At 67.1% G+C, this 20107-nt stretch carries 13 protein-coding genes; 5 read left to right on the top strand and 8 right to left on the bottom strand.

The window, feature by feature from the left end:
- Positions 1-31: 31 nt before the first annotated feature.
- On the bottom strand, positions 32-796 hold the full coding sequence (locus tag AB4Y35_RS11810; protein ID WP_368704516.1) for a methyltransferase domain-containing protein: 765 nt from the start codon (positions 794-796) through the stop codon (positions 32-34).
- A 200-nt stretch (positions 797-996) separates the two neighbouring features.
- On the opposite strand from AB4Y35_RS11810, the gene AB4Y35_RS11805 reads away from it, so the two are divergent.
- The 3 genes from AB4Y35_RS11805 (at position 997) to AB4Y35_RS11795 (ending at position 4557) form a co-directional block, all read left to right on the top strand.
- Positions 997-1827 (top strand): helix-turn-helix transcriptional regulator, encoded by an 831-nt coding sequence (locus tag AB4Y35_RS11805; protein WP_368704515.1) that lies wholly within the window; start codon positions 997-999, stop codon positions 1825-1827.
- Between the two features lie 139 nt (positions 1828-1966).
- The gene (gene argH / locus AB4Y35_RS11800) at positions 1967-3373 is read left to right on the top strand and encodes an argininosuccinate lyase (RefSeq protein ID WP_342920930.1); all 1407 of its coding nucleotides are present in this window, start codon (positions 1967-1969) and stop codon (positions 3371-3373) included.
- Positions 3374-3627: 254 nt separating this feature from the next.
- A complete protein-coding gene (locus tag AB4Y35_RS11795; RefSeq protein WP_368704514.1) occupies positions 3628-4557 on the top strand; it encodes a bestrophin family protein in 930 nt (309 codons plus the stop codon).
- Between the two features lie 10 nt (positions 4558-4567).
- On the opposite strand, the gene AB4Y35_RS11790 is transcribed toward AB4Y35_RS11795, so the two are convergent.
- The 5 genes from AB4Y35_RS11790 to apbC form a co-directional block, all read right to left on the bottom strand.
- Positions 4568-5248 (bottom strand): lysozyme inhibitor LprI family protein, encoded by a 681-nt coding sequence (locus AB4Y35_RS11790; RefSeq protein ID WP_368704657.1) that lies wholly within the window; start codon positions 5246-5248, stop codon positions 4568-4570.
- 62 nt (positions 5249-5310) lie between these two features.
- A complete protein-coding gene (locus tag AB4Y35_RS11785) occupies positions 5311-7590 on the bottom strand; it encodes an arginine/lysine/ornithine decarboxylase (protein WP_028207738.1) in 2280 nt (759 codons plus the stop codon).
- An 86-nt stretch (positions 7591-7676) separates the two neighbouring features.
- Complete coding sequence (gene dcd / locus AB4Y35_RS11780; RefSeq protein WP_028207739.1) at positions 7677-8246, bottom strand: dCTP deaminase; 570 nt, start codon at positions 8244-8246, stop codon at positions 7677-7679.
- Positions 8247-8389: 143 nt separating this feature from the next.
- Positions 8390-8944, bottom strand: coding sequence for a superoxide dismutase family protein (locus tag AB4Y35_RS11775; protein WP_342920927.1), 555 nt, complete (start codon positions 8942-8944; stop codon positions 8390-8392).
- 149 nt (positions 8945-9093) lie between these two features.
- The gene (apbC, locus tag AB4Y35_RS11770) at positions 9094-10182 is read right to left on the bottom strand and encodes an iron-sulfur cluster carrier protein ApbC (RefSeq protein ID WP_368704513.1); all 1089 of its coding nucleotides are present in this window, start codon (positions 10180-10182) and stop codon (positions 9094-9096) included.
- A 318-nt stretch (positions 10183-10500) separates the two neighbouring features.
- Between apbC and AB4Y35_RS11765 the strand changes: the two genes are divergently transcribed.
- Both AB4Y35_RS11765 and metG read left to right on the top strand, forming a co-directional pair.
- The gene (locus AB4Y35_RS11765; RefSeq protein WP_368691928.1) at positions 10501-11154 is read left to right on the top strand and encodes an OmpA family protein; all 654 of its coding nucleotides are present in this window, start codon (positions 10501-10503) and stop codon (positions 11152-11154) included.
- A 462-nt stretch (positions 11155-11616) separates the two neighbouring features.
- Entirely contained in the window at positions 11617-13770 is a 2154-nt protein-coding gene (gene metG, locus AB4Y35_RS11760; protein WP_368704512.1) for a methionine--tRNA ligase, read from the top strand.
- Between the two features lie 72 nt (positions 13771-13842).
- On the opposite strand, the gene AB4Y35_RS11755 is transcribed toward metG, so the two are convergent.
- Both AB4Y35_RS11755 and AB4Y35_RS11750 read right to left on the bottom strand, forming a co-directional pair.
- Positions 13843-18312 (bottom strand): translocation/assembly module TamB domain-containing protein, encoded by a 4470-nt coding sequence (locus AB4Y35_RS11755; protein ID WP_368704511.1) that lies wholly within the window; start codon positions 18310-18312, stop codon positions 13843-13845.
- 61 nt (positions 18313-18373) lie between these two features.
- Entirely contained in the window at positions 18374-20059 is a 1686-nt protein-coding gene (locus tag AB4Y35_RS11750; protein WP_368704656.1) for an autotransporter assembly complex family protein, read from the bottom strand.
- Positions 20060-20107 lie beyond the last annotated feature (48 nt).

Genomic DNA, 20107 nt, shown 5'->3' with positions numbered 1-20107 from the left:
CGACGCCGTTTTTTATTGCCTCAGGCGAGCGTCAATCGCGCCGCGTCGCCTCGATCATCAGGGCGTCGAGCTTGAACGACGAATCGCTCTGCACATCGAAGTATTGGCGCACTTCATCGGGCGCGCGCTCCCACATCGAGCGGATCGCCGTCACGCGCTCCGGCGGCGTGCGCATACGCGCGACCCACGTATCGAAGTCGAGCGCAATGCGCCAGCGTTCGCTCACCTTCGCGTCGAAGCCGGCGGCGTCGAGCATCGCGAGCCACTCGTCGGCGCGGTAGTCGCGAATGTGCGACGCGTCGCGCAACAGTTCGATCGCCTGAATATGCGTGTCGTAAAGCGGATCGTCGATGCCCGCGATGTCGATGAACTTGAGCCGGCCGCCCGGCTTGAGCACGCGATGCACTTCGGCCAGCGCCTGCGGCACGTCGCGCCAGTGGTGCGCGCTCATGCGGCTCACGGCCCAGTTGAAGCTCGCGTCGGCGAACGGCAGCGTTTCCGCCGCGCCCTGCTGCGTCCGCACGCTCGTCAAGCCACGCTCCTTCGCGGCGGCTTCGACCGTGGCGAGCATCTGCGGGGCGATGTCGTAGGCCACGACTTCGCGCACGTGCGGCGCGACGGCGAAGCTCGCGTGGCCCGCGCCGCAGCCCATGTCCAGCACCGTCGCATTGCCGCAGGTGGCCGCGAAGGTCGCGGCGAGGTTCTCCAGATCCGCGCCGCTCGCGTGGACCTGGCTCGTGAGGTAGGCGGCGGCGGTCGAGCCGAATGCGTCGGCGACCTGATCGTGATGCTTCATCGCATGCTCCTTTTGCGGGTTCTTATGCGGTGCTTTATGTGGGGCGCGAAGCGGCAAGCGCCGCACGCCGAGGGTTCTGCAATCTCCGGGCTGGCTGACGAGGCGGCCCGTCGCCACGTCAGCCGCTACAATAGAGGCCGTTTTGTACCAGTACAAGTTAAGCGATTATTCTGGTATCGCCGCCACTAGCCCCACGCCCAATGAGCCTCGACACGCCCTCCCCGGCTTCGCCCGCCGCCGCCGGCAAAACCCTCGACGCGACGCCCGCCCGCGCGCTGGGCGAATTCATCCGCGCCCATCGCGAGCGTCTTTCGCCCGCGGAGGTCGGCCTGCCGCCGGGCCCGCGCCGCCGCACGCCCGGCCTGCGCCGCGAGGAAGTCGCACAGTTGTGCGGCGTGAGCCCGACCTGGTACACGTGGATCGAGCAGGGCCGCCCCGTTTCGGCCTCGGCGGACGCGCTCGCGCGCATCGCCGTCGCGCTGCGGCTCTCGCGCGCCGAACGCGCCTATCTGTTCGAGCTGGCCGCGCAGCGCGACCCCGCCGAGCCCGATCCGGCCACCGCCGCGGACGCGCCCGCCACGCTGCTGCAAACGGTGAAACTCGTGGACGCCCCCGCCTACGTGCTCGACCGCCAGTGGACCGCGCTCGCCTGGAATGCGCATGCGGCGGACCTCTTCACGGGCTGGCTCGACGGCGAGCACGACCGCAACCTGCTGCGCTTCACGTTCACCGAGCCGCTCGGGCGCGAGCTGATCGTCGACTGGGAAACGCGCGCGCGGCGCCTGGCCGCCGAGTTCCGCGCCGACTCCATCCGCCACCTGAACGACGCGCCCACGCGCGCGCTGATCGACTCGCTGATCGCCGCGAGCGACGACTTCGCGCGCTTCTGGGCCTCGCAGGACGTGTTCGAGCGCGAGGGCGGCCGGCGCGAGTTCAACCATCCGCGCCACGGCCGCATCGCCTACGACCAGATCACCTTCAAGCCCGCGCACCGCGAAGATCTCAAGCTCGTGGTGCTGGTGCGGCTCTGAGCGGCGCGGGCCGCCTGGCGGCGTTGCGGCAGAGCGCCAATGTTAAAATCGTGATCTTTCCCGCCGTGCTTGACGCAATGCAGCGCAATGCGCCGCGCGGCACGCCTTCTCACCGCTTGCTCGTTCACGCCCCATCACCATGACGTCCCAACTGCACAAAAAAGGCGAAGCCTGGTCGGCTCGCTTCTCCGAACCCATGTCGGAGCTGGTCAAGCGCTATACGTCGTCGGTCTTCTTCGACAAGCGCCTCGCGCTCGTCGATATCGAGGGCTCGCTCGCACACGCGTCGATGCTGGCCGCGCAGAAGATCATCTCGGCCGACGACCTCGCCGCCATCCAGGGCGGCATGGCGAAGATCAAGGGCGAGATCGAGCGCGGCGAATTCGAATGGCTGCTCGACCTCGAAGACGTACACCTGAACATCGAGGCACGTCTGACCGCCCTGATCGGCGACGCGGGCAAGCGCCTGCACACGGGCCGCTCGCGCAACGACCAGGTCGCGACCGACATCCGCCTGTGGCTGCGCGGCGAGATCGACCGCATCGGCGGCCTGCTCGGCGACCTGCGCGGCGCGCTGCTCGACCTCGCCGAACAGCACTCGGGCACGATCATGCCGGGCTTCACGCACCTGCAAGTGGCGCAGCCGGTCACCTTCGGCCATCACCTGCTCGCCTACGTGGAAATGTTCACGCGCGACGCCGAACGCATGGTGGATTGCCGAAAGCGCGTGAACCGTCTGCCGCTCGGCGCGGCGGCGCTCGCGGGCACGAGCTATCCGATCGACCGCTTCGCCGTGGCGAAGACGCTGGGCTTCGACGGCATCTGCGCCAACTCGCTCGACGCCGTGTCCGATCGCGACTTCGCCATCGAATTCACGGCGGCGGCCGCGCTCGTGATGACGCACGTCTCGCGCTTCTCGGAAGAACTCGTGCTGTGGATGAGCCCGCGCGTGGGCTTCATCGATCTGGCCGACCGCTTCTGCACGGGGTCGTCGATCATGCCGCAGAAGAAGAACCCGGACGTCCCGGAACTCGCGCGCGGCAAGACCGGCCGCGTGAACGGCCATCTCATGGCGCTGCTCACGCTCATGAAGGGCCAGCCGCTCGCCTACAACAAGGACAACCAGGAAGACAAGGAGCCGCTGTTCGACACCGTCGATACCGTGGCGGACACGCTGCGCATCTTCGCGGAGATGGTCGCGGGCATCACGGTCAAAGAGCAGGCGATGCGCGCGGCGGCGCTGCAAGGCTTCTCCACGGCCACGGATCTGGCCGACTACCTCGTCAAGAAGGGCCTGCCGTTCCGCGACGCGCACGAAGCCGTGGCGCACGCGGTGCGGATCTGCGTGGACCGCAACTGCGATCTCGCCGACCTCACGCTCGACGAGATGCGCCGCGAACTGCCGGCCGTCTCGCACCTGCTCTCCGAAGACGTGTTCGCAGTGCTGACGCTCGAAGGCTCGGTCTCGGCGCGCAACCATCCGGGCGGCACCGCGCCGGAGCAGGTGCGTGCGGCCATCGCGGCAGCGCGCGCGGCACTGAAGTAAGCGCAGCATGGCGGGTGGAAAACGCCCGCACTCAAAGCCTAACCGGGCGCGCGACGGACAACGTCGCGCGCCCGGTTTGTTTTTGGGCGGCGCACAAGGCGACCAGGCGCTCGAGGACACACATGACAGCGCGCTGTACCCGCAGCAAAATGGCGGAAGTGTGCGCCCGGCAGTCGCGCGCCATGGCCTACGATCCCGCGCCATACTGACGACTCGCTCCGTCAGGTTTCGTCTTCGCTCCCACCACCTGCCCCATGATCGTCCGCCCTCACCTCCACTGGTTCCGCATGCTGCTCGCGTGGCGCGGTTCCGTGCTGCCGCAACTTCTGCCGCGCCTGTTCATCGTGCTGGTCCTGTCGATCATCGCAGTGGCCGCGCACGATCACATCCTCAAGCTCACGGTCAACCTGAGCACCGTGCCGTTCTCGCTGATCGGCATCGCGCTCGCGGTGTTTCTCGGCTTTCGCAACAGCGCGAGCTACGACCGCTACTGGGAAGGCCGCAAGCTCTGGGGGCAAATGCTCAACGAAACGCGCTCGCTGGTGCGCCAGGCACTGACGCTCCCGTGCAGCGGCGACGAAGCCGCCACGCGCGAACGGGCCCGCGAGCTGATGAGTCTGCTCGCTGCGCTGCCGCATGCACTGCGCCATCAACTGCGCAACACCGACCCGCGCGCCGATCTCGAACCCCGCCTGCCGCCCGCGCTGTTCGCGCGCGTGATGGCGTCGCGCTATCGCCCGGCTACGCTCATGCTGTGCGCCTCGGAATGGATCCAGCGCGAGACGCGCGAAGGTCGCCTCGACGGCTACGCGGTGCTCGCGTTCGAGCACAATCTCAATGGCATTTCGGATGTGATCGGCGGATGCGAGCGCATCGTCTCCACGCCGCTGCCGTTCGCCTATACGGTGATGATTCATCGCACGGTGTACTTCTTCTGCGCGATGCTGCCGTTCGGCCTCGTCGACAGCATCGGCGGTTTGACGCCGATCTTCGCCGTGTTCGTGGCCTACGCGTTCATGGCCCACGAGGCGATCGCCTCGCAGCTCGAAGACCCGTTCGGCACCGAAGACAACGACCTCGCGCTCAACCTGATGTCGGCCGGCATCGAGGTCGCGTTGCACGACCTGATGGGCGAGCCTACCGCGCTGCCGGCGCGCGCGCCGGAGCAGTTCATCCTCGACTGAAGGCGCGGCCTCAGTGGTTGTTCACCGTTTCGGCGAGGCGCTTCAAGGTCGCGAGGCGCCCGCCTAGCAGATCGAGCCGCGCATGCTCGTCGATGAGCGGCGTGGTCGCGTCGCGATACGCGCGCCAGTCGCTTTGCGCGCGCGAGACCGCAGGCCGCGCGTGCTTCGGCATGCGCGCATAGAGCTGACGGTAGTAGCGATTGAGGTCGTAGCTCACGTGTTCGCAGCGCGCGTCGGCGCTGCAGGCGCGCACCTTCGGCGCGTCGCCGTCGTACGTCGTCGCCTGGTTGCGCAGCGCGAGCGCGCGATCGCGCACCGGCTGCAGGCGCATGTCCGCCTCGTAGAGCTGGTAAGTGCTGCCGCTCGTGGTCGCGAACGCGGCGCCGAGCATGGTGTCTTCGGCGTCGCGCCAGGACGCCCACTTCTGCTGGCTCAGCTGCCAGCGCTTTTGCTGCGCGGCCGGCAGCTTCGCGAGCAGTTGCGTGAGCGCGTTGTCGGCGGCCTTGCGCCATGCGCTGCGCGCGTCGTCCATGCACTGGATCTGCCCGGCCGTCGACGACCGGTCCGCGCGCGCGAGACAGGTGCGCATGGCCGTATCGATCGGATCGGCCGCCGCAACCTCGGCGCGCGCCGCCGGCGCCACGGCGAACAGCACCGTGGCGGCCGAAATCGCCGACAGCGTCGATACCATCGCAGCAAAGTAACGCGCTAGCCGCGCCGATGAACCACCCAACATTCCCCTCCCTTGCGCGTTCAGGCGCGCACGCAATCCACGAAATACTCGATGCGGCCGTTGATGGTCTCGCCCACGAGCCCGTGGATGTCGGTATGGAAGCCCGGGAAGCGCTCGTTGAACTCGCGCGCGAACTTCAGATAATTCACGATCGTCCTGTTGAAACGCTCGCCCGGAATCAGCAGCGGAATGCCCGGCGGGTACGGCGTGAGCAGGATCGACGTGACGCGGCCTTCGAGTTCGTCGACAGGCACGCGGTCGATCTCGCGGTGCGCGAGCTTCGCGAAGGCGTCCGAAGGCTTCATCGCCGGCTCCATGCTCGAGAGGTACATCTCGGTCGTGAGGCGCGCGATGTCGTTGGCGCGGTAGACGCTGTGGATCTGCTGGCACAGATCGCGCAGGCCCACGCGCTCGTACATCGGATGCTGCGCGACGAACTCGGGCAGCACGCGCCACAGCGGCTGGTTGTTGTCGTAGTCGTCCTTGAACTGCTGGAGTTCGGTGACCATCGAGTTCCAGCGGCCCTTCGTGATGCCGATCGTGAACATGATGAAGAACGAGTAAAGGCCCGTCTTCTCGACGATGATGCCGTGCTCGGCCAGGTACTTCGTCACGATCGCCGCCGGAATGCCGGTCTCGCCGAATTCGCCGTCGACGTCCAGACCCGGCGTGACGATGGTCGCCTTGATCGGGTCCAGCATGTTGAAGCCTTCCGCCAGCGCGCCGAAGCCGTGCCAGTGATCGTTCGGCCGCAGCATCCAGTCTTCGCGCGAACCGATGCCTTCTTCTGCCAGCTCGTCCGGCCCCCAAACCTGGAAGAACCAGTCGTCGCCGTATTCGGCGTCCACCTTGCGCATGGCGCGGCGGAAGTCGAGCGCTTCGGCGATCGACTCTTCCACCAGTGCCGGGCCGCCCGGCGCTTCCATCATCGCGGCGGCCACGTCGCACGACGCGATGATCGCGTACTGCGGCGACGTCGACGTGTGCATCAGATACGCCTCGTTGAAGCGGTGGCGGTCAAACGCGCTGTCTTCCGAGTCCTGCACGACGATCTGCGAGGCCTGCGAAATGCCGGCGAGCAGCTTGTGCGTGGAGTGCGTCGCGAACACCAGCGCCTTGGTGCGCGGACGGCCCGCGCCGATCGCGTGCATGTCCTGGTAGAACTCGTGGAATTCGGCGTGCGGCAGCCAGGCTTCGTCGAAGTGCAGCGTGTCGAGCATGTCGCCGAGCAGATCCTTGATCATCTCGACGTTGTAGACCACGCCGTCGTACGTGCTCTGCGTGATCGTGAGAATACGCGGCTTCACGTTCGGATTCTTCGCGAGCGCCTCGCGGGCGAACGGATTCGCCTCGATCTTCTTGCGGATGTTTTCCGGCTTGAACTCGTCGCGCGGAATCGGGCCGATGATGCCGAAGTTGTTGCGCGTGGGCGTGAGGAACACGGGAATCGCGCCCGTCATCGTGATCGCATGCAGGATCGACTTGTGGCAGTTGCGGTCCACCAGCACGATGTCGCCGGGGGCGACCGTTGCGTGCCAGACGATCTTGTTCGACGTGGACGTGCCGTTGGTCACGAAGAACACGTGGTCCGCGCTGAAGATGCGCGCCGCGTTGCGCTCCGAGGCCGCGACCGGGCCGGTGTGGTCGAGCAGCTGGCCGAGTTCCTCGACCGCGTTGCAGACGTCGGCGCGCAGCATGTTCTCGCCGAAGAACTGGTGGAACATCTGGCCGAGCGGATTCTTCAGGAAGGCGACGCCGCCCGAGTGACCCGGGCAGTGCCACGAGTACGAACCTTCGTCGGCGTACTTGACGAGTTCCTTGAAGAACGGCGGCGCCAGCGCGTCGAGATACACGCGCGCTTCGCGAATCACGTGGCGCGCGACGAACTCCGGCGTGTCCTCGAACATGTGGATGAAGCCGTGCAGCTCGCGCAGGATGTCGTTGGGCAGATGACGCGAGGTGCGCGTCTCGCCGTACAGGAAGATGGGGATGTCCGAGTTGCGCTTGCGCACCGCTTCCATGAACGCGCGCAGCGCGACGATCGCGGGGGCGTGCTCGGGCGCTTCCTCGTCCGAGCCTTCGACGTAGGGCAGGAGCTCGTCGTCGTCGATCGAGAGGATGAAGCAAGCGGCGCGGCTCGACTGCTGCGCGAACGACGTGAGGTCGCCGTAGCTCGTCAGCCCGAGGACTTCCGCGCCCTCTTTCTCGATGGCTTCGGCCAGCGCGCGGATGCCGGAACCCGAGATGTTCTCGGAGCGAAAGTCTTCGTCGATGATGACGACGGGAAAACGGAACTTCATGGGCGATTCTCCAAAAGAAACGACCGCTGCATATGACGCGCAGCGGTCCCCGTATGTCGTTGTGTCCGGTGGCAGGGTCTGGTTCGTCAGGTCTTCGGCAGGGTCACGCCGTGCTGGCCTTGATACTTGCCGCCGCGATCCGCGTACGAGACCTCGCAGATCTCGTCGCTTTCGAAGAACAGCACTTGCGCCACCCCTTCGTTCGCGTAGATTTTCGCAGGCAAAGGTGTCGTATTTGAGAATTCCAGCGTGACGTACCCTTCCCACTCGGGCTCGAACGGCGTGACGTTCACGATGATCCCGCAGCGCGCATAGGTCGACTTGCCCAGACATACGGTCAGGACGTTGCGCGGAATGCGGAAATACTCGACCGTGCGCGCGAGCGCGAACGAATTGGGCGGGATGATGCAGACGTCGCCCTTGAAGTCCACGAACGACTTTTCGTCGAAGTTCTTCGGATCGACGATGGTCGAGTTGATGTTCGTGAAGATCTTGAATTCGTCGGCGCAGCGGATGTCGTAGCCGTAGCTCGAGGTACCGTAGCTCACGATCTTGCGGCCGTCTTCCGACATACGGACCTGATCGCGCACGAACGGCTCGATCATCTTCTGCTCTTCGGCCATGCGCCGGATCCACTTGTCGGACTTGATTGCCATGTTCGCTACTTGACGAGAAATTCGGGTCGGGAAAGCATGCGGACGGGCCCACCGGGCGCACGCCGCGTGCGAAAGGCGCCTATTTTACGCGATGTGGATCGCCATGCCTGGAACTGCGTTTCGCGCCGGCGCAAACGCCGCGCTCACTGGGCGCGGATCAGCCCGCAGGCGAGCGCCGGGCCGGTGCCGCGCTGCGGGTACGCGTACGGGTCGATGGCGTCCCGGTGCACGATCACCGCGCGTTGCAGCACGGAGCGCACGCCGTCGAGCGAGACGTCGGGTGCGACGATAAAGCCCGACGCCACGCCGTTCGAATCCGCATGGATATTGCCGAGATCGCCTTCCACGCGCACGCCGGGCTTCAGGCGCTCCGCGGCGGGCGCGAACACGGCGCCGGCGCTCGAGGCGTCGGTGGCGTTGCAGTCGCCGCGCTCGTGCACCTGCAATGCGTGATCGCTGTCGGGCTGCAGGCCCGCGAGGTTGTAGCTCACCTGCACGCCGTCCGAGTGTTCGACGAACGAAACCGTGCCGCGCACCTGGCTGCCGACAGTGGGCAGCAACTGGGCGACCGCGCGCTTCTCCTGCTGCCCCATGAAGCTCGTGCAGCCCGCCAGCAGCGCGCAGCCGCAGAGCGTGACGAGGGCGATCATCCTGACGACCTGCGCATTCCCCGCTTGCCTGTCGTGTCCTTTATCCATGCGATCCTCTTGCCGGGCGGCGGCAGCCCCGTTGCTGCCGCCATACCGGACCCGATGAAGCCCACATGATACCGCGCACGCGGCGCGTCGCGCGCCTATCTGTCCCCATGCGCGGGGCGCCGCACGAGCGCGGCGGCCCGCACCGGCGCTCAGGTGTTCTGCACGACGATGGTCGGGAACTTCGAGGTCATGTCGCGGGCGCGCTCGGCGATCTGGATCGCCACGCGGCGCGCGATCGCGCGATAGGTGGCCGCCACCGGCCCCTCGGGTGCGGCCACCACGGTCGGGTGGCCCGAATCGGCCTGCTCGCGGATCGCGATGTCGAGCGGCAGGCTGCCGAGCACTTCCACGCCGTACTCCTTCGCCATGCGCTCGCCGCCGCCCGCGCCGAAAATGTGCTCGGCGTGGCCGCAGTTCGAGCAGATGTGCACGGCCATGTTCTCGACGATGCCGAGAATCGGAATGCCCACCTTCTCGAACATCTTGAGGCCCTTCTTCGCGTCGAGCAGCGCGATGTCCTGCGGCGTCGTGACGATCACGGCGCCCGTGACGGGCACGCGCTGCGAGAGCGTGAGCTGGATGTCGCCGGTGCCCGGCGGCATGTCGACCACGAGATAGTCGAGCTCGCGCCAGTTGGTCTGACGCAGCAGCTGCTCGAGCGCGGACGTCGCCATCGGGCCGCGCCAGACCATCGGGTTGTCCTGCTCGATCAGAAAGCCGATCGAGTTGGCCTGCACGCCGTGGCCTTCGAGCGGATTCATCGACTGGCCGTCGGGCGACTCGGGGCGGCCCTCGATGCCGAGCATCATCGGCAGCGAAGGGCCGTAGATGTCCGCGTCGAGCACGCCGACCGAAGCGCCTTCGGCGGCGAGCGCGAGCGCGAGATTCACGGCGGTCGTGCTCTTGCCCACGCCGCCCTTGCCCGAGGCCACGGCGACGATGTTCTTCACGTTGGGCAGCAGCTTCACGCCGCGTTGTACCGTATGCGCGGTAATTTCGCTTCTGACCGCGACGCGGCTCGCCTGCACGCCCGGCACGGCGGCAAGCGCCGCCTCGATCTGCGCGCGCACCGCGTCGAACTGGCTCTTCGCGGGATAGCCGAGCACGATCTCGACGCCGACCGTATCGCCATCGACGGTGACGTTGCGCACGCCCTTGGCCACCGTGTAGGGATGACCCGTGTTCGGATCCGTCAAGGCCGCGAGCGCGGCGTCGACCAAAGCCCGATCTATGCTCATTGAAACTCCGTGGGGAGAATGCCGGTCTGCGTTAGCGCCGATCCGAGTGAGGACTGATCGCCTACGCGCCGGAAATCGAAAGAAATTGTTAAGCTGCATTGCGCAAAATTGCCCGGCAGGGCACGCTTCGCGGCAGCATCGATTTTGTGTGCCGACCAGGGGGTCTCGAAGCCGCGACCCAGCGGCTTTTCGCCTGGCGGCGCCAACCTCAAGGCGTCATTGTAGTAGCTGCCGCCGCGCACCGTTCGAAGACCCTGTTCGCATGCGGGGCCGCGAACGCCGCGGGCAGCGTCCGTTCCACTCAAGAAAGGAAAGCAAATGAACACAAGAATCCTGACTCGCCTGTCCGTCTTCGCCGTGGCCGGCGCGCTCGTCGCCGGCTGCGCGACGCAGCAGGGCACCAACACGGCCGTCGGCACCGGTGTCGGCGCAGGCACGGGCGCGGCGATCGGCGCCATCTTCGGCGGCGGCAAGGGCGCGGCAATCGGCGCTGGCGCTGGCGCACTGGTCGGCGGCATCACCGGCTACAACTGGCAGAACATCCACAACAAGCTCACGGGCGCCACCAAGGGCACCGGCACGAAGATCACCGAGCAGCCGGACGGCTCGCTCAAGCTCGACATCCCGAGCAATGTGACGTTCGACACCAGCAGCTACGCGATCAAGCCGTCGTTCGCGCCGGTGCTCGACCAGGTCGCGCAGACGCTCCAGCAGAACCCGGAAGTCGTTGCGCAGGTGGTCGGCCATACGGATAACACGGGCTCCCCCGCCTACAACCAGACGCTGTCGGTCAACCGCGCCCAGAGCGTCGTGAACTACCTCGCTTCGCGCGGCATTCAGATGCAGCGCATGTCGGCCTCAGGCCTCGGCGATACGCAACCGATCGCCGACAACAACACCGAAGCGGGCCGCGCTGCTAACCGTCGCGTGGAAATGTACCTGCGCGCGACGTCGCAGCACCAGGGCGGCTAAGCTGGCCCGACGCAGTCGCCGGGAACGCGGTTGCCGGCGACTGCGCAGCAAAAACAGCGACGCATCAGCGGGACGGCAATCATGCCGTCCCGTTTGCATTTCGAGCGCCCCGAAGACGCGTCCGCAACCCTTGCCGGACGGCCATCCGACCCCCGCTTCAACGCATTGGAAGAGAATCGAAAAATTTTTCGAACTCTCGGGAAAACGTGCTGTCTGTCTTTACGGTACGTGTGCGGCAGTGCCGCCGCGTCACCATTCTCCTCTTGTCGTTGTTGCTCCGGGGCCAATCTTGCCCCGGTTTTTTTTGGCTGCAATTTGTGCATCGCAGCATCACCGCGGCTTGCGCAGCCCGCGCGCCCTCCAGGCATTGCGCATACGAGCGTCCACCGGCTCGCCGAACGGCGCTGCGCCCGCCCTGCTAAAATCGCGCTTTCCCCCGCAATATCGGACTTCCCCTCACTTATGTCAGCACCCGCCACCGACCTCGCAGCAGCCGGCGCGCATGCCAATCCAAGCGGCCGCCGCCAGATTCTCGTTACGTCTGCTCTGCCGTACGCCAACGGCCAGATCCACATCGGCCACCTGGTCGAGTACATCCAGACGGACATCTGGGTTCGCGCGCTGCGAATGCATGGCCACGAGGTCTACTACGTCGGTGCCGACGACACGCACGGCACGCCCGTCATGCTGCGCGCGGAGAAGGAAGGCCTCACGCCGCAGCAACTGATCGCGCGCGTGTGGCAGGAGCACAAGCGCGACTTCGACAGCTTCGGCGTGTCGTTCGACAACTACTACTCGACGGACTCCGAAGAGAACCGCGTGCTCTCCGAGTCGGTGTATCTGGCGCTCAAGGAAGCGGGTTTCATCGAGACGCGCGACATCGAGCAGGCCTACGACCCGGTCAAGAACATGTTCCTGCCGGACCGCTTCATCAAGGGCGAGTGCCCGAAGTGCGGCGCGAAGGACCAGTACGGTGACAGCTGCGAAGTGTGCGGCTCGACCTACGCGCCCACTGACCTGAAGAATCCGTACTCGGTGGTCTCGGGCGCGACGCCCATCCGCAAGACCTCGACGCACTACTTCTTCCGGCTCTCGGACCCGCGCTGCGAAGACTTCCTGCGCGGCTGGGTGAGCGGCCTCGCGCAACCGGAAGCGACCAACAAGATGCGCGAATGGCTGGGCGAGTCGGGCGAATCGAAGCTCGCCGACTGGGACATCTCGCGCGACGCCCCCTACTTCGGCTTCGAGATTCCGGGCGCGCCCGGCAAGTACTTCTACGTGTGGCTCGACGCGCCGGTCGGCTATTACGCGAGCTTCAAGAACCTGTGCGAGCAGCGCGGCCTCGATTTCGAGGCATGGGTGAAGGCCGGCTCGAAGACCGAGCAGTACCACTTCATCGGCAAGGACATCCTGTATTTCCATACGCTGTTCTGGCCGGCGATGCTGCAGTTCTCGGGCCACCGCACGCCGACCAACGTCTTCGCGCACGGCTTTTTGACCGTGGACGGCGCGAAGATGTCGAAGTCGCGCGGCACGTTCATCACGGCGGAAAGCTATGTGACCACGGGCCTGAACCCCGAGTGGCTGCGCTACTACTTCGCCGCGAAGCTCAACAGCACGATGGAAGACCTCGACCTGAACCTCGAAGACTTCCAGGCGCGCGTGAACAGCGACCTCGTCGGCAAGTACATCAACATCGCAAGCCGCGCGGCGGGCTTCCTGATCAAGCGCTTCGACGGCCGCGTGCAAGATAGCGCGATGCAGCATCCGCTGCTCGAGCAACTGCGCGGCGCGATTGCGCAAATCGCTGCGCACTACGAAGCGCGCGAATACAGCCGCGCGCTGCGCCAGACGATGGAACTCGCCGACGCCGTGAACGGTTACGTCGATACGGCCAAGCCGTGGGAGCAGGCCAAGGATCCGGCCAACCCGGTGGCGCTGCACGAAACCTGCAGCGTGAGCCTCGAAGCGTTCCGCCTGCTTTCGCTCGCTTTGAAGCCGGTGCTGCCGACGCTCGCAGAAGGCGTCGAACAGTTCCTGGCGATCAAGCCGCTGACCTGGGCCGATGCAGGCAAGGCGCTCTCGTCGCATCAGCCGATCAACGCGTACAAGCACCTGATGACGCGCGTCGATCCGAAGCAGATCGAAGCGCTGCTCGCCGCCAACCGCGATTCGCTGCAGGCGACCGATGCGCCCACCGCCGCGGCTGCGGATGCGAACAAGAAGTCGAAGGCCGCCAAGGAAGCGAAGAAGCCGGCCGCCGATGAAACGCCGGAAGTCATCTCGATCGACGACTTCGCGAAGATCGACCTGCGCGTGGCGCTGATCGTCGACTGCAATATCGTCGAAGGGTCGGACAAGCTGCTGCAACTCACGCTCGACGTGGGCGAGGAAAAGACGCGCAACGTGTTCTCGGGCATCCGTTCGGCGTACAAGCCGGAAGACCTCAAGGGCAAGCTCACGGTGATGGTTGCGAACCTCGCGCCGCGCAAGATGAAGTTCGGCATGTCCGAAGGCATGGTGCTCGCGGCGTCTTCCGCCGACGAGAAGGCCGAACCGCGTCTCTACATTCTCGAGCCGCATAGCGGCGCGAAGCCGGGCATGCGGGTCAAGTAAAACCCGCTCGCCGATGTCATGCGAAACGCCCCTTGCGAGGGGCGTTTTTTTTGCGCCTGATTTTTCGAGGCGCTAGCGACGCAGCCGATCGAAACGGCGCGTATAGAGAATATCGGCACCGTTGAAGGTGCCGCCGTACACCACCAGCGACCAGTAGCGCGAGAGGTTGATCGTGGCCTTCACCGCGTTCGACGCCGACTGCAGGCCCTGCTCATAGCCGATCACGAGACGCTGGTTGATGGCCTTCGCGATCATCACGACCTCGGTGTCGGTCAGGCCCACCTCGCTGCGCCCGATCGAAAATTCGTCGAGGCCGATGCTCTGCGCAATGCGCTTGCCTTGCGCGCTGCCGAGCAGGGCGAGCGCCGTCGTCATCGCGCTCTGCTGGCCGAGGTTGTTGCCCTGGTCGGTGCCGTGCCCGAACAGCAGCCAGGAGAGCTTTTCGTTATCGGGCACGTTGGGCTCGGAAACGAGCCGCACCGCCGGCGCCTGCACGGTGCCGGTGACCTGCACGCCCGCCTCGACCTGCTGGTTGCGCCGCATTGCGAGAATGTTGATGCCCGGATTGCCCACCGGCCCGTTGAACGTGAAGAAGCCGTTTTCGATATTGAGCTTGGTGCCGAACGCCGTGTAAGTGGAGCCTTCGGTCACGCGCACGTTGCCGACCGCGCGCAGCGGGACGTCCGGCGCGCTATTGACCGTAATCGTGCCCGCCAGGCCCAGATCCGCGCCCTGCCCGCGGAAGCGGAAGTCGTGGCCGAGATCGATGTCGACGTTCGCGCGCGGGGCAAAGCGCGGCGCGGGCCTGGTCGACGCCGTCTCTTCGATGGGCGGCCTGCCGCCGACCGTGGTGCCGTCGGGGCGCACGATCACGACGTCGTCGCCGAGCGACGGCGCGGGCAACTCCGGCATGTCGAACAGCGCGCGATCGACCGTGAACTTGCCGTCGATCTGCATGCCGCCCAGATGCCCGCCGTTGGCGATGCTCGCGCTGCCGGAGAGCGACAGCTTGCGGTCGGGCGAAGCGAAAAGCTCGAGCTTGTCGGCGACGATGCTCGCGGTGAGATCGGGCTCGGCGTTGTCGAGCCGCACCTGGCCCTTCGCGCGCAGCGTGCCGCTCGTTGCGCCGTGGAACTCCACCTGCTGGAAGTCGACGAGGTTCTGCGAGAGCGCGATGCGGATCACGCCGTCCTTCAGCTCCACGCCCTGGTCGACCATGGTGGCCGAGATGCCGTCGCCGACCAGCGAGCCCGTGAGGTTCGGCTTCGCGACCGTGCCGCCGAGTGCGAGCTGCAGCGCGAGATGGCCGTCGAGCAGGTAAGTCGGGCCGAGCATGCCGCCCGTGTTCCTCAGCGAAGGCACGTTCGCCTTGATGGTGCCGCCGATCGGCGCCTCGTCCGCGACGGTGAGGATGCCGTCGCGCGGCATGAGCGTCGTGTAGGCGTCGATGTCGAGCATGCCCACGCGGCTCGCCAGCGCGTGCGCCGTGAGCGTGAGGCGGTTGCCGCCGCTGAAGGCCGCGCGCACGTTGAGGTCGCCCACGCCGAGCGAGGCAAAGCCGCGGCCGACCTCGGTCGTGATGTCGCCCGAGCGGCGCTTGATCTGCACGTAGCCGGTGGCCGTCGGGCCCACGGAGAAGTCCCAGTCGCCGTCGAAGATCAGGTCGGTCCTGAGCGTGGACGGCACGCCCGTGAACTGCTGCCGGATCTGCATGATGCGCGCGAGCGACACATTGGTGAGCGTGCCCGCCGAGCGGATGCGGCCATGGTCGAGATCGAACGATTTCAGCTCGAGCGAGGCGCCTTCCCCCGTGATGCGCGTCGCGCCGAGCGTGACCTTGCCGGGGCCCGCGCTCACCGTCAGCGGCGACTGCAGCTTCACGCCGGGCACGCCGCGGTTCTCGAGTTGCGTCACCGTGCCGTTCCAGCGCGTGCCTTCGCGCGTGTCCTGGAGGCCGCCGTTGGCCGCCGCCACGAAGTCGATCGGCTGGCCCTGGACCTTGCCCTTCGCGCTCGCGGTGAGCGTGTGCTTCGCGCGCGTGCCGTCGAGGCGCGCGGTGAGCGTCGTGATATCGACGCCCGCCACGGCGATGTCGCTCGCGTCGGTGCTGAAGGCGAGCGCGCCGTTCGCGCCGTCGCGCGCGAGCGCCCGGCCTTCGGCATGGCCGACGCGGTTATCGCCGAACACCACGTGGTCGGCCTTGTAGTCGAGCGAGACGTCGGGATGGGCGAAGGTGCCGATGACGTCGCCGTTCGCCGCGAGCTGGCCCGCGATACCAAAGCCGAGCCGGTCGAGCTGCGGCGCATCCACGCGAAAGCGCAGGCGGTCGCCCCGCGCGCCGAAGCTGCCTTGCAGATCCACGGTATTGCCCGCGACCGAGAGGTTCGCGCGGCTTGGCAGAATGCGCGAGCCTGCCAGCTGGATGAGGCCCTGACCCGTGAGCGGCAGGTCGTCGTAGACGCTCGGGCCAAGCTTGAACTCGGCCCGCGTCGTGAAGGTGGGCGCGAGCGTGCCGCTCGCGTTGAGCGTGCCGTTCACGCGCGCCTCGATGCGCCGCGCTGCGGGACGCGTGGCCGGTCGCGGCTTCGCGTGGGGCTCGGCCGCCCCGCCCGGGCTGCTCTCTTTCGCGTTCTCGACGCGCTTTTGCTCGGCGGCCTGCTCGCCCGATTGTGCGGGGTTGAGCGACGGGTTCAGCGCCGGATTGAGCGCGAGATTGCGCTGCGGGTTGAACGCATCGGCGGCGGACTGGGGCGCGGGCCGCGGCCGGGCGGCCGGCGCAGGTGTTTTGGCGGCCGTGCGCGCCGGTGTTTGCGACGTGAGCGACAGCGGATCGAAATTGGTCAGCACCGCCTTGAGTTGATAGGTGGAGCTGGCGTCGTGCTTGAGCGCACCCGACAGGTCGATGCGCCCCGCCCCCGAAGTCAGCCGCACGTCGTTGAGCGACAGGCGCGCGGGGTCCTGCGTGATCTTGCCCTGCACGCGCAGCGCCGCCCTCGGATCGGCGAGATCGAGCGTGACGCTTTGCACGTCGCCGTTCAGCCGCACGCCGACCGGCCCCGCGAATTGCGTCGCGCGCACGCTCGACTGGATCGCGTTGAGGTCGAGCCCGGCCACCTTCAGGTCGAAACGGCCGTCGCGCCCGCTGATCGTGCCGCCGCCGGTGACCGTCGCGTTTTTCACGAGACGCACGGCGAGCTTCGGGATGCGCTGCGTCTTCGCATCGAGCACGACGTCGGCGTGGGCGTCGATGAGCGGCAGCAACTTTTCGTCGATGGCGCCCGGCTTCGCGTTCACGATCGAGACCGCGCCCGCCACCGTGAAACCCGCCGCGTTGCTGCGCGCGCGGGCCGCGTCGGCCGCGGCCGAGGCTGCCGCCGCGGCATCGGGCTTCGCGCCGCCCGCCGGCGCCGATGCGAGCGCCGGCGCGGAAGCCGGCGTCACGTCCGACACCGCCGCCGCCCCCGAAGCCACCGCCGCGAGCGCCGCCGGCACGCCCGCCGTGCCGCCCGGCACCGGCTGCAGCTGCGCACGCACCGCGAGGTCGGCGAACGGCGCGCCCGGCGCGAACGCCTGCGGATTGACATGATCGAACGCGAGCGTGACGCGCTGCAGCGGCACGGAAGCGAACGGCGTGGCCTCCACGTGCGCGCGGCCGGTGAGCTTCATGCCGCTTGCCTCGACATCGGCCGTGAGCGCCTCGAGCGAGCCGGCGAGGTTTGCGCTGACCTGCACGTCTTCGCCGTTCACCTTGCCGGAGTAGCCCAGGTCGCCGGTGAGCGCGAACGGCCGCACGCCATCGAGCTTCGCCTCGGCGCTCACCGCGCCAAAGGGCGTGTCGAGACGCTCGATGGCGGCCTCGTGATGGCGGCCGTCGCTGCGTCCGTGGAACTGGAAGTGCGAGAACTCGTTGGTCGAGGTGCCTTCGTGCACTGTAAGCTTGTCCACCTGCAGGTCGCGGATCTCGAGCCCGAGCGGCAACTGAAGGTTTTCCGGCAGCTTCATCGGTGAGGAAGGCTCGTGCGACGGCACGATGCGCATCTCGATGTCGCCGGCGTGCAGATAGTCCACCACGAAGCGCCACGGCTTCTGGCCGAAGCCCTGCAGCTCCCATTGGCCGCCGATGCGGTCGACCTTGAACGTGGTGCCGTCCGTGCCGCGCCAGCTCAGGTTGGAAAAGCGCACGCCGCTCGCGAGCGTGCCGCCTTCGAACCGGCCCGCGAGCTTGCCGTCGAGCAGCCTGACTGCTGCGCGCCACGCGTAGGCCGTGCCGCGCTCGGTGGTCAGCACGCCATAGAGCAAGCCGGCGACGAGCCCGACCAGCAGCACCGGCACGACGATCGCCCAGGCAAGCGCCTTCCAGAGCCGCGGCCCGCGGCGCCGCGGCGGCGCATTTTTATCACCCGCGCCGCCGTCGCCGCCATTGCCTCCATGGCCGCCGGGTTCCCCGCGCGCTTCATCGTCCGGGCTGCGCCCAGCCTCCCCCGGCGGCACCGCGAACGTGGCGGGCTGCCATGCCACCGCAGCAAAACGGCGCGCGCTCATGCGCCCCCCTCGCCGTGCGGCGCAGGAAGCGTTGCGAAGCGGAGCAGCGAGCGCGTCATCATCAGAAGGCGATCCCGAGTGTCAGATAAGGCCGCACGCTGTGAGTGCGAAAACCATAGGCGAGATCGAGGTTGACCGGCCCGACGGGACTGCGCCAGCGCGCGCCGATACCCGCACCGGGATCGAACTCCTTTTCGCCCCAGGTATCGGTGGCGGTGCCGACGTCGAAGAACGCCGCGCCGCCCCAGTCGTGGCTGAACCAGTGCTGGTACTCCACTGAGCCGGTGACGAGATACTTGGTCGGCAGGATCGAGCCCGACTGGTCGTTACCGATGCTCTGGAACGAGTAGCCGCGCACCGAGTTCGAACCGCCCGCACGGAACAGCAGCGACGCGGGGATGCCGCTCGACGGGCCGCTCGTGAACACGCCGCCCAGCTCCGCGCGGAACACCATGATGTCGCTGTGGCCGATCGGCAGGTATTGCTGGCCGCGCATGTAGGCGCGCAGGAAGCTCTGCTCGGCGCCCACGTTCTTGAGCGCGAGGCCCGCCTCCATGCGGATGATGTTGCCCGAGCGCGGAAAGAGCGGATCGTCGACGTTGCGGCGCGTCCAGCCCCAGGTCGGCACGAGCGCATAGGCCCGCGAGGACGGCCCGACGTTCTGCGTGAGACGGTCGTCGTAGAACATCAGCGCGTACGCGTAGTCGATGTTCTGCGAGGTGCGCGTGCGCTGCACCCCGACACGCGCGCTATAGATGTTCGTATCCGAGACGTCGGTCGTCGTGTAGGAAGCGACGAGGCTGTTGGTCCAGGCACGCGGACCCGGCGGCATCGAAAGCTGGACCTGACCGAACTTCTGGATCTGGTCGAGCCGCCCCTGCACCTGGAATGGCCACGCCGCCCCGAACGTGTTCAGGTAGGTGTAGGAGCCCTGGACGTGCGCGCCGGTGTCGGTCGAATAACCCACGCCGCCGCGGAAGTTGTTGTACGGGAACTCGCTCACCTTCACGTGCACGGGCGTCTCGAGCGGTTTTTGCGTGTTCGCGTCGACGTCGATCGCCACGCTCGCGTAGTACGGCGTGTTCTGCACCTGGCGCTGCAGTTCGGCCACGCGCTTCAGGTCGTAGATTTCGCCCGGCGAAAGCGGATTCACGTTGTCGATGATGTAGCCCGGATAGCGCCGCGGGCCCGAAACGTCGAGCTTGCCCAGCGTGAAGGTCGGCCCGCTGTCGAACGTTACGGAAAGTTGCGCGTCATGCCTGAGCGGATCGACGCGCGCCTCCGAAAACGTGATCTTGGCGCCGAGGTAGCGGCGCGCCTGCAGCGCCTTGAGCGAGGCGTTCTTGGCGTCGTCCCAGCCCGACTGCGTAAAGGCGTCGCCTTCGTGCAACGAGAATGCGAAGCGCGCAGTGTTCTCCTGCGCCGGGTCTTCCGTGAGGACCGGGCCGCGAAACACGAGCTTCACCGACGAAATCGTCGTGCGCGGCCCCGCGTCGACGCTCACCCGCACGTGCCGCCGGCCGTCGATCGTGCGCACGTCGGTGCGTACGACCGGCGTGAAATAGCCCGCCGTCGAGGCGAGGTCGCGCACCTGCTGCGGCGTCGCGGTCACGAGGAACTCGAACTGGTCCTCGTTCACGTCCGAGCGCGTGGCAAAGCGCGCAATGTCGAGGTGCGTCTCGAGCAGCTTGCGCAGGTCGCGCGGGGAGGCCTGGATCTCGACGTCGTAGTAGGTGCGCGGGCGCATCCACGGCAGGAGGGTGGTCAGGATGTCGGCCCGGGCGGGCGGCGCCAC

It is taken from the genome of Paraburkholderia sp. EG286A, assembly GCF_040965375.1.
GTDB lineage: Bacteria > Pseudomonadota > Gammaproteobacteria > Burkholderiales > Burkholderiaceae > Paraburkholderia.
Note: the sequence above shows the minus strand (reverse complement) of the source record. Positions and strands in the feature narration are given on the sequence as shown.

What these genes read in the sequence shown, in the direction of transcription:
- AB4Y35_RS11810 (WP_368704516.1), bottom strand. Translation starts at nt 796, where the DNA reads ATGAAGCATCACGATCAGGTCGCCGACGCATTCGGCTCGACCGCCGCC.
- AB4Y35_RS11805 (WP_368704515.1), top strand. Translation starts at nt 997, where the DNA reads ATGAGCCTCGACACGCCCTCCCCGGCTTCGCCCGCCGCCGCCGGCAAA.
- argH (WP_342920930.1), top strand. Translation starts at nt 1,967, where the DNA reads ATGACGTCCCAACTGCACAAAAAAGGCGAAGCCTGGTCGGCTCGCTTC.
- AB4Y35_RS11795 (WP_368704514.1), top strand. Translation starts at nt 3,628, where the DNA reads ATGATCGTCCGCCCTCACCTCCACTGGTTCCGCATGCTGCTCGCGTGG.
- AB4Y35_RS11790 (WP_368704657.1), bottom strand. Translation starts at nt 5,248, where the DNA reads ATGGTATCGACGCTGTCGGCGATTTCGGCCGCCACGGTGCTGTTCGCC.
- AB4Y35_RS11785 (WP_028207738.1), bottom strand. Translation starts at nt 7,590, where the DNA reads ATGAAGTTCCGTTTTCCCGTCGTCATCATCGACGAAGACTTTCGCTCC.
- dcd (WP_028207739.1), bottom strand. Translation starts at nt 8,246, where the DNA reads ATGGCAATCAAGTCCGACAAGTGGATCCGGCGCATGGCCGAAGAGCAG.
- AB4Y35_RS11775 (WP_342920927.1), bottom strand. Translation starts at nt 8,944, where the DNA reads ATGGATAAAGGACACGACAGGCAAGCGGGGAATGCGCAGGTCGTCAGG.
- apbC (WP_368704513.1), bottom strand. Translation starts at nt 10,182, where the DNA reads ATGAGCATAGATCGGGCTTTGGTCGACGCCGCGCTCGCGGCCTTGACG.
- AB4Y35_RS11765 (WP_368691928.1), top strand. Translation starts at nt 10,501, where the DNA reads ATGAACACAAGAATCCTGACTCGCCTGTCCGTCTTCGCCGTGGCCGGC.
- metG (WP_368704512.1), top strand. Translation starts at nt 11,617, where the DNA reads ATGTCAGCACCCGCCACCGACCTCGCAGCAGCCGGCGCGCATGCCAAT.
- AB4Y35_RS11755 (WP_368704511.1), bottom strand. Translation starts at nt 18,312, where the DNA reads ATGAGCGCGCGCCGTTTTGCTGCGGTGGCATGGCAGCCCGCCACGTTC.
- AB4Y35_RS11750 (WP_368704656.1), bottom strand. Translation starts at nt 20,059, where the DNA reads ATGCGCCCGCGCACCTACTACGACGTCGAGATCCAGGCCTCCCCGCGC.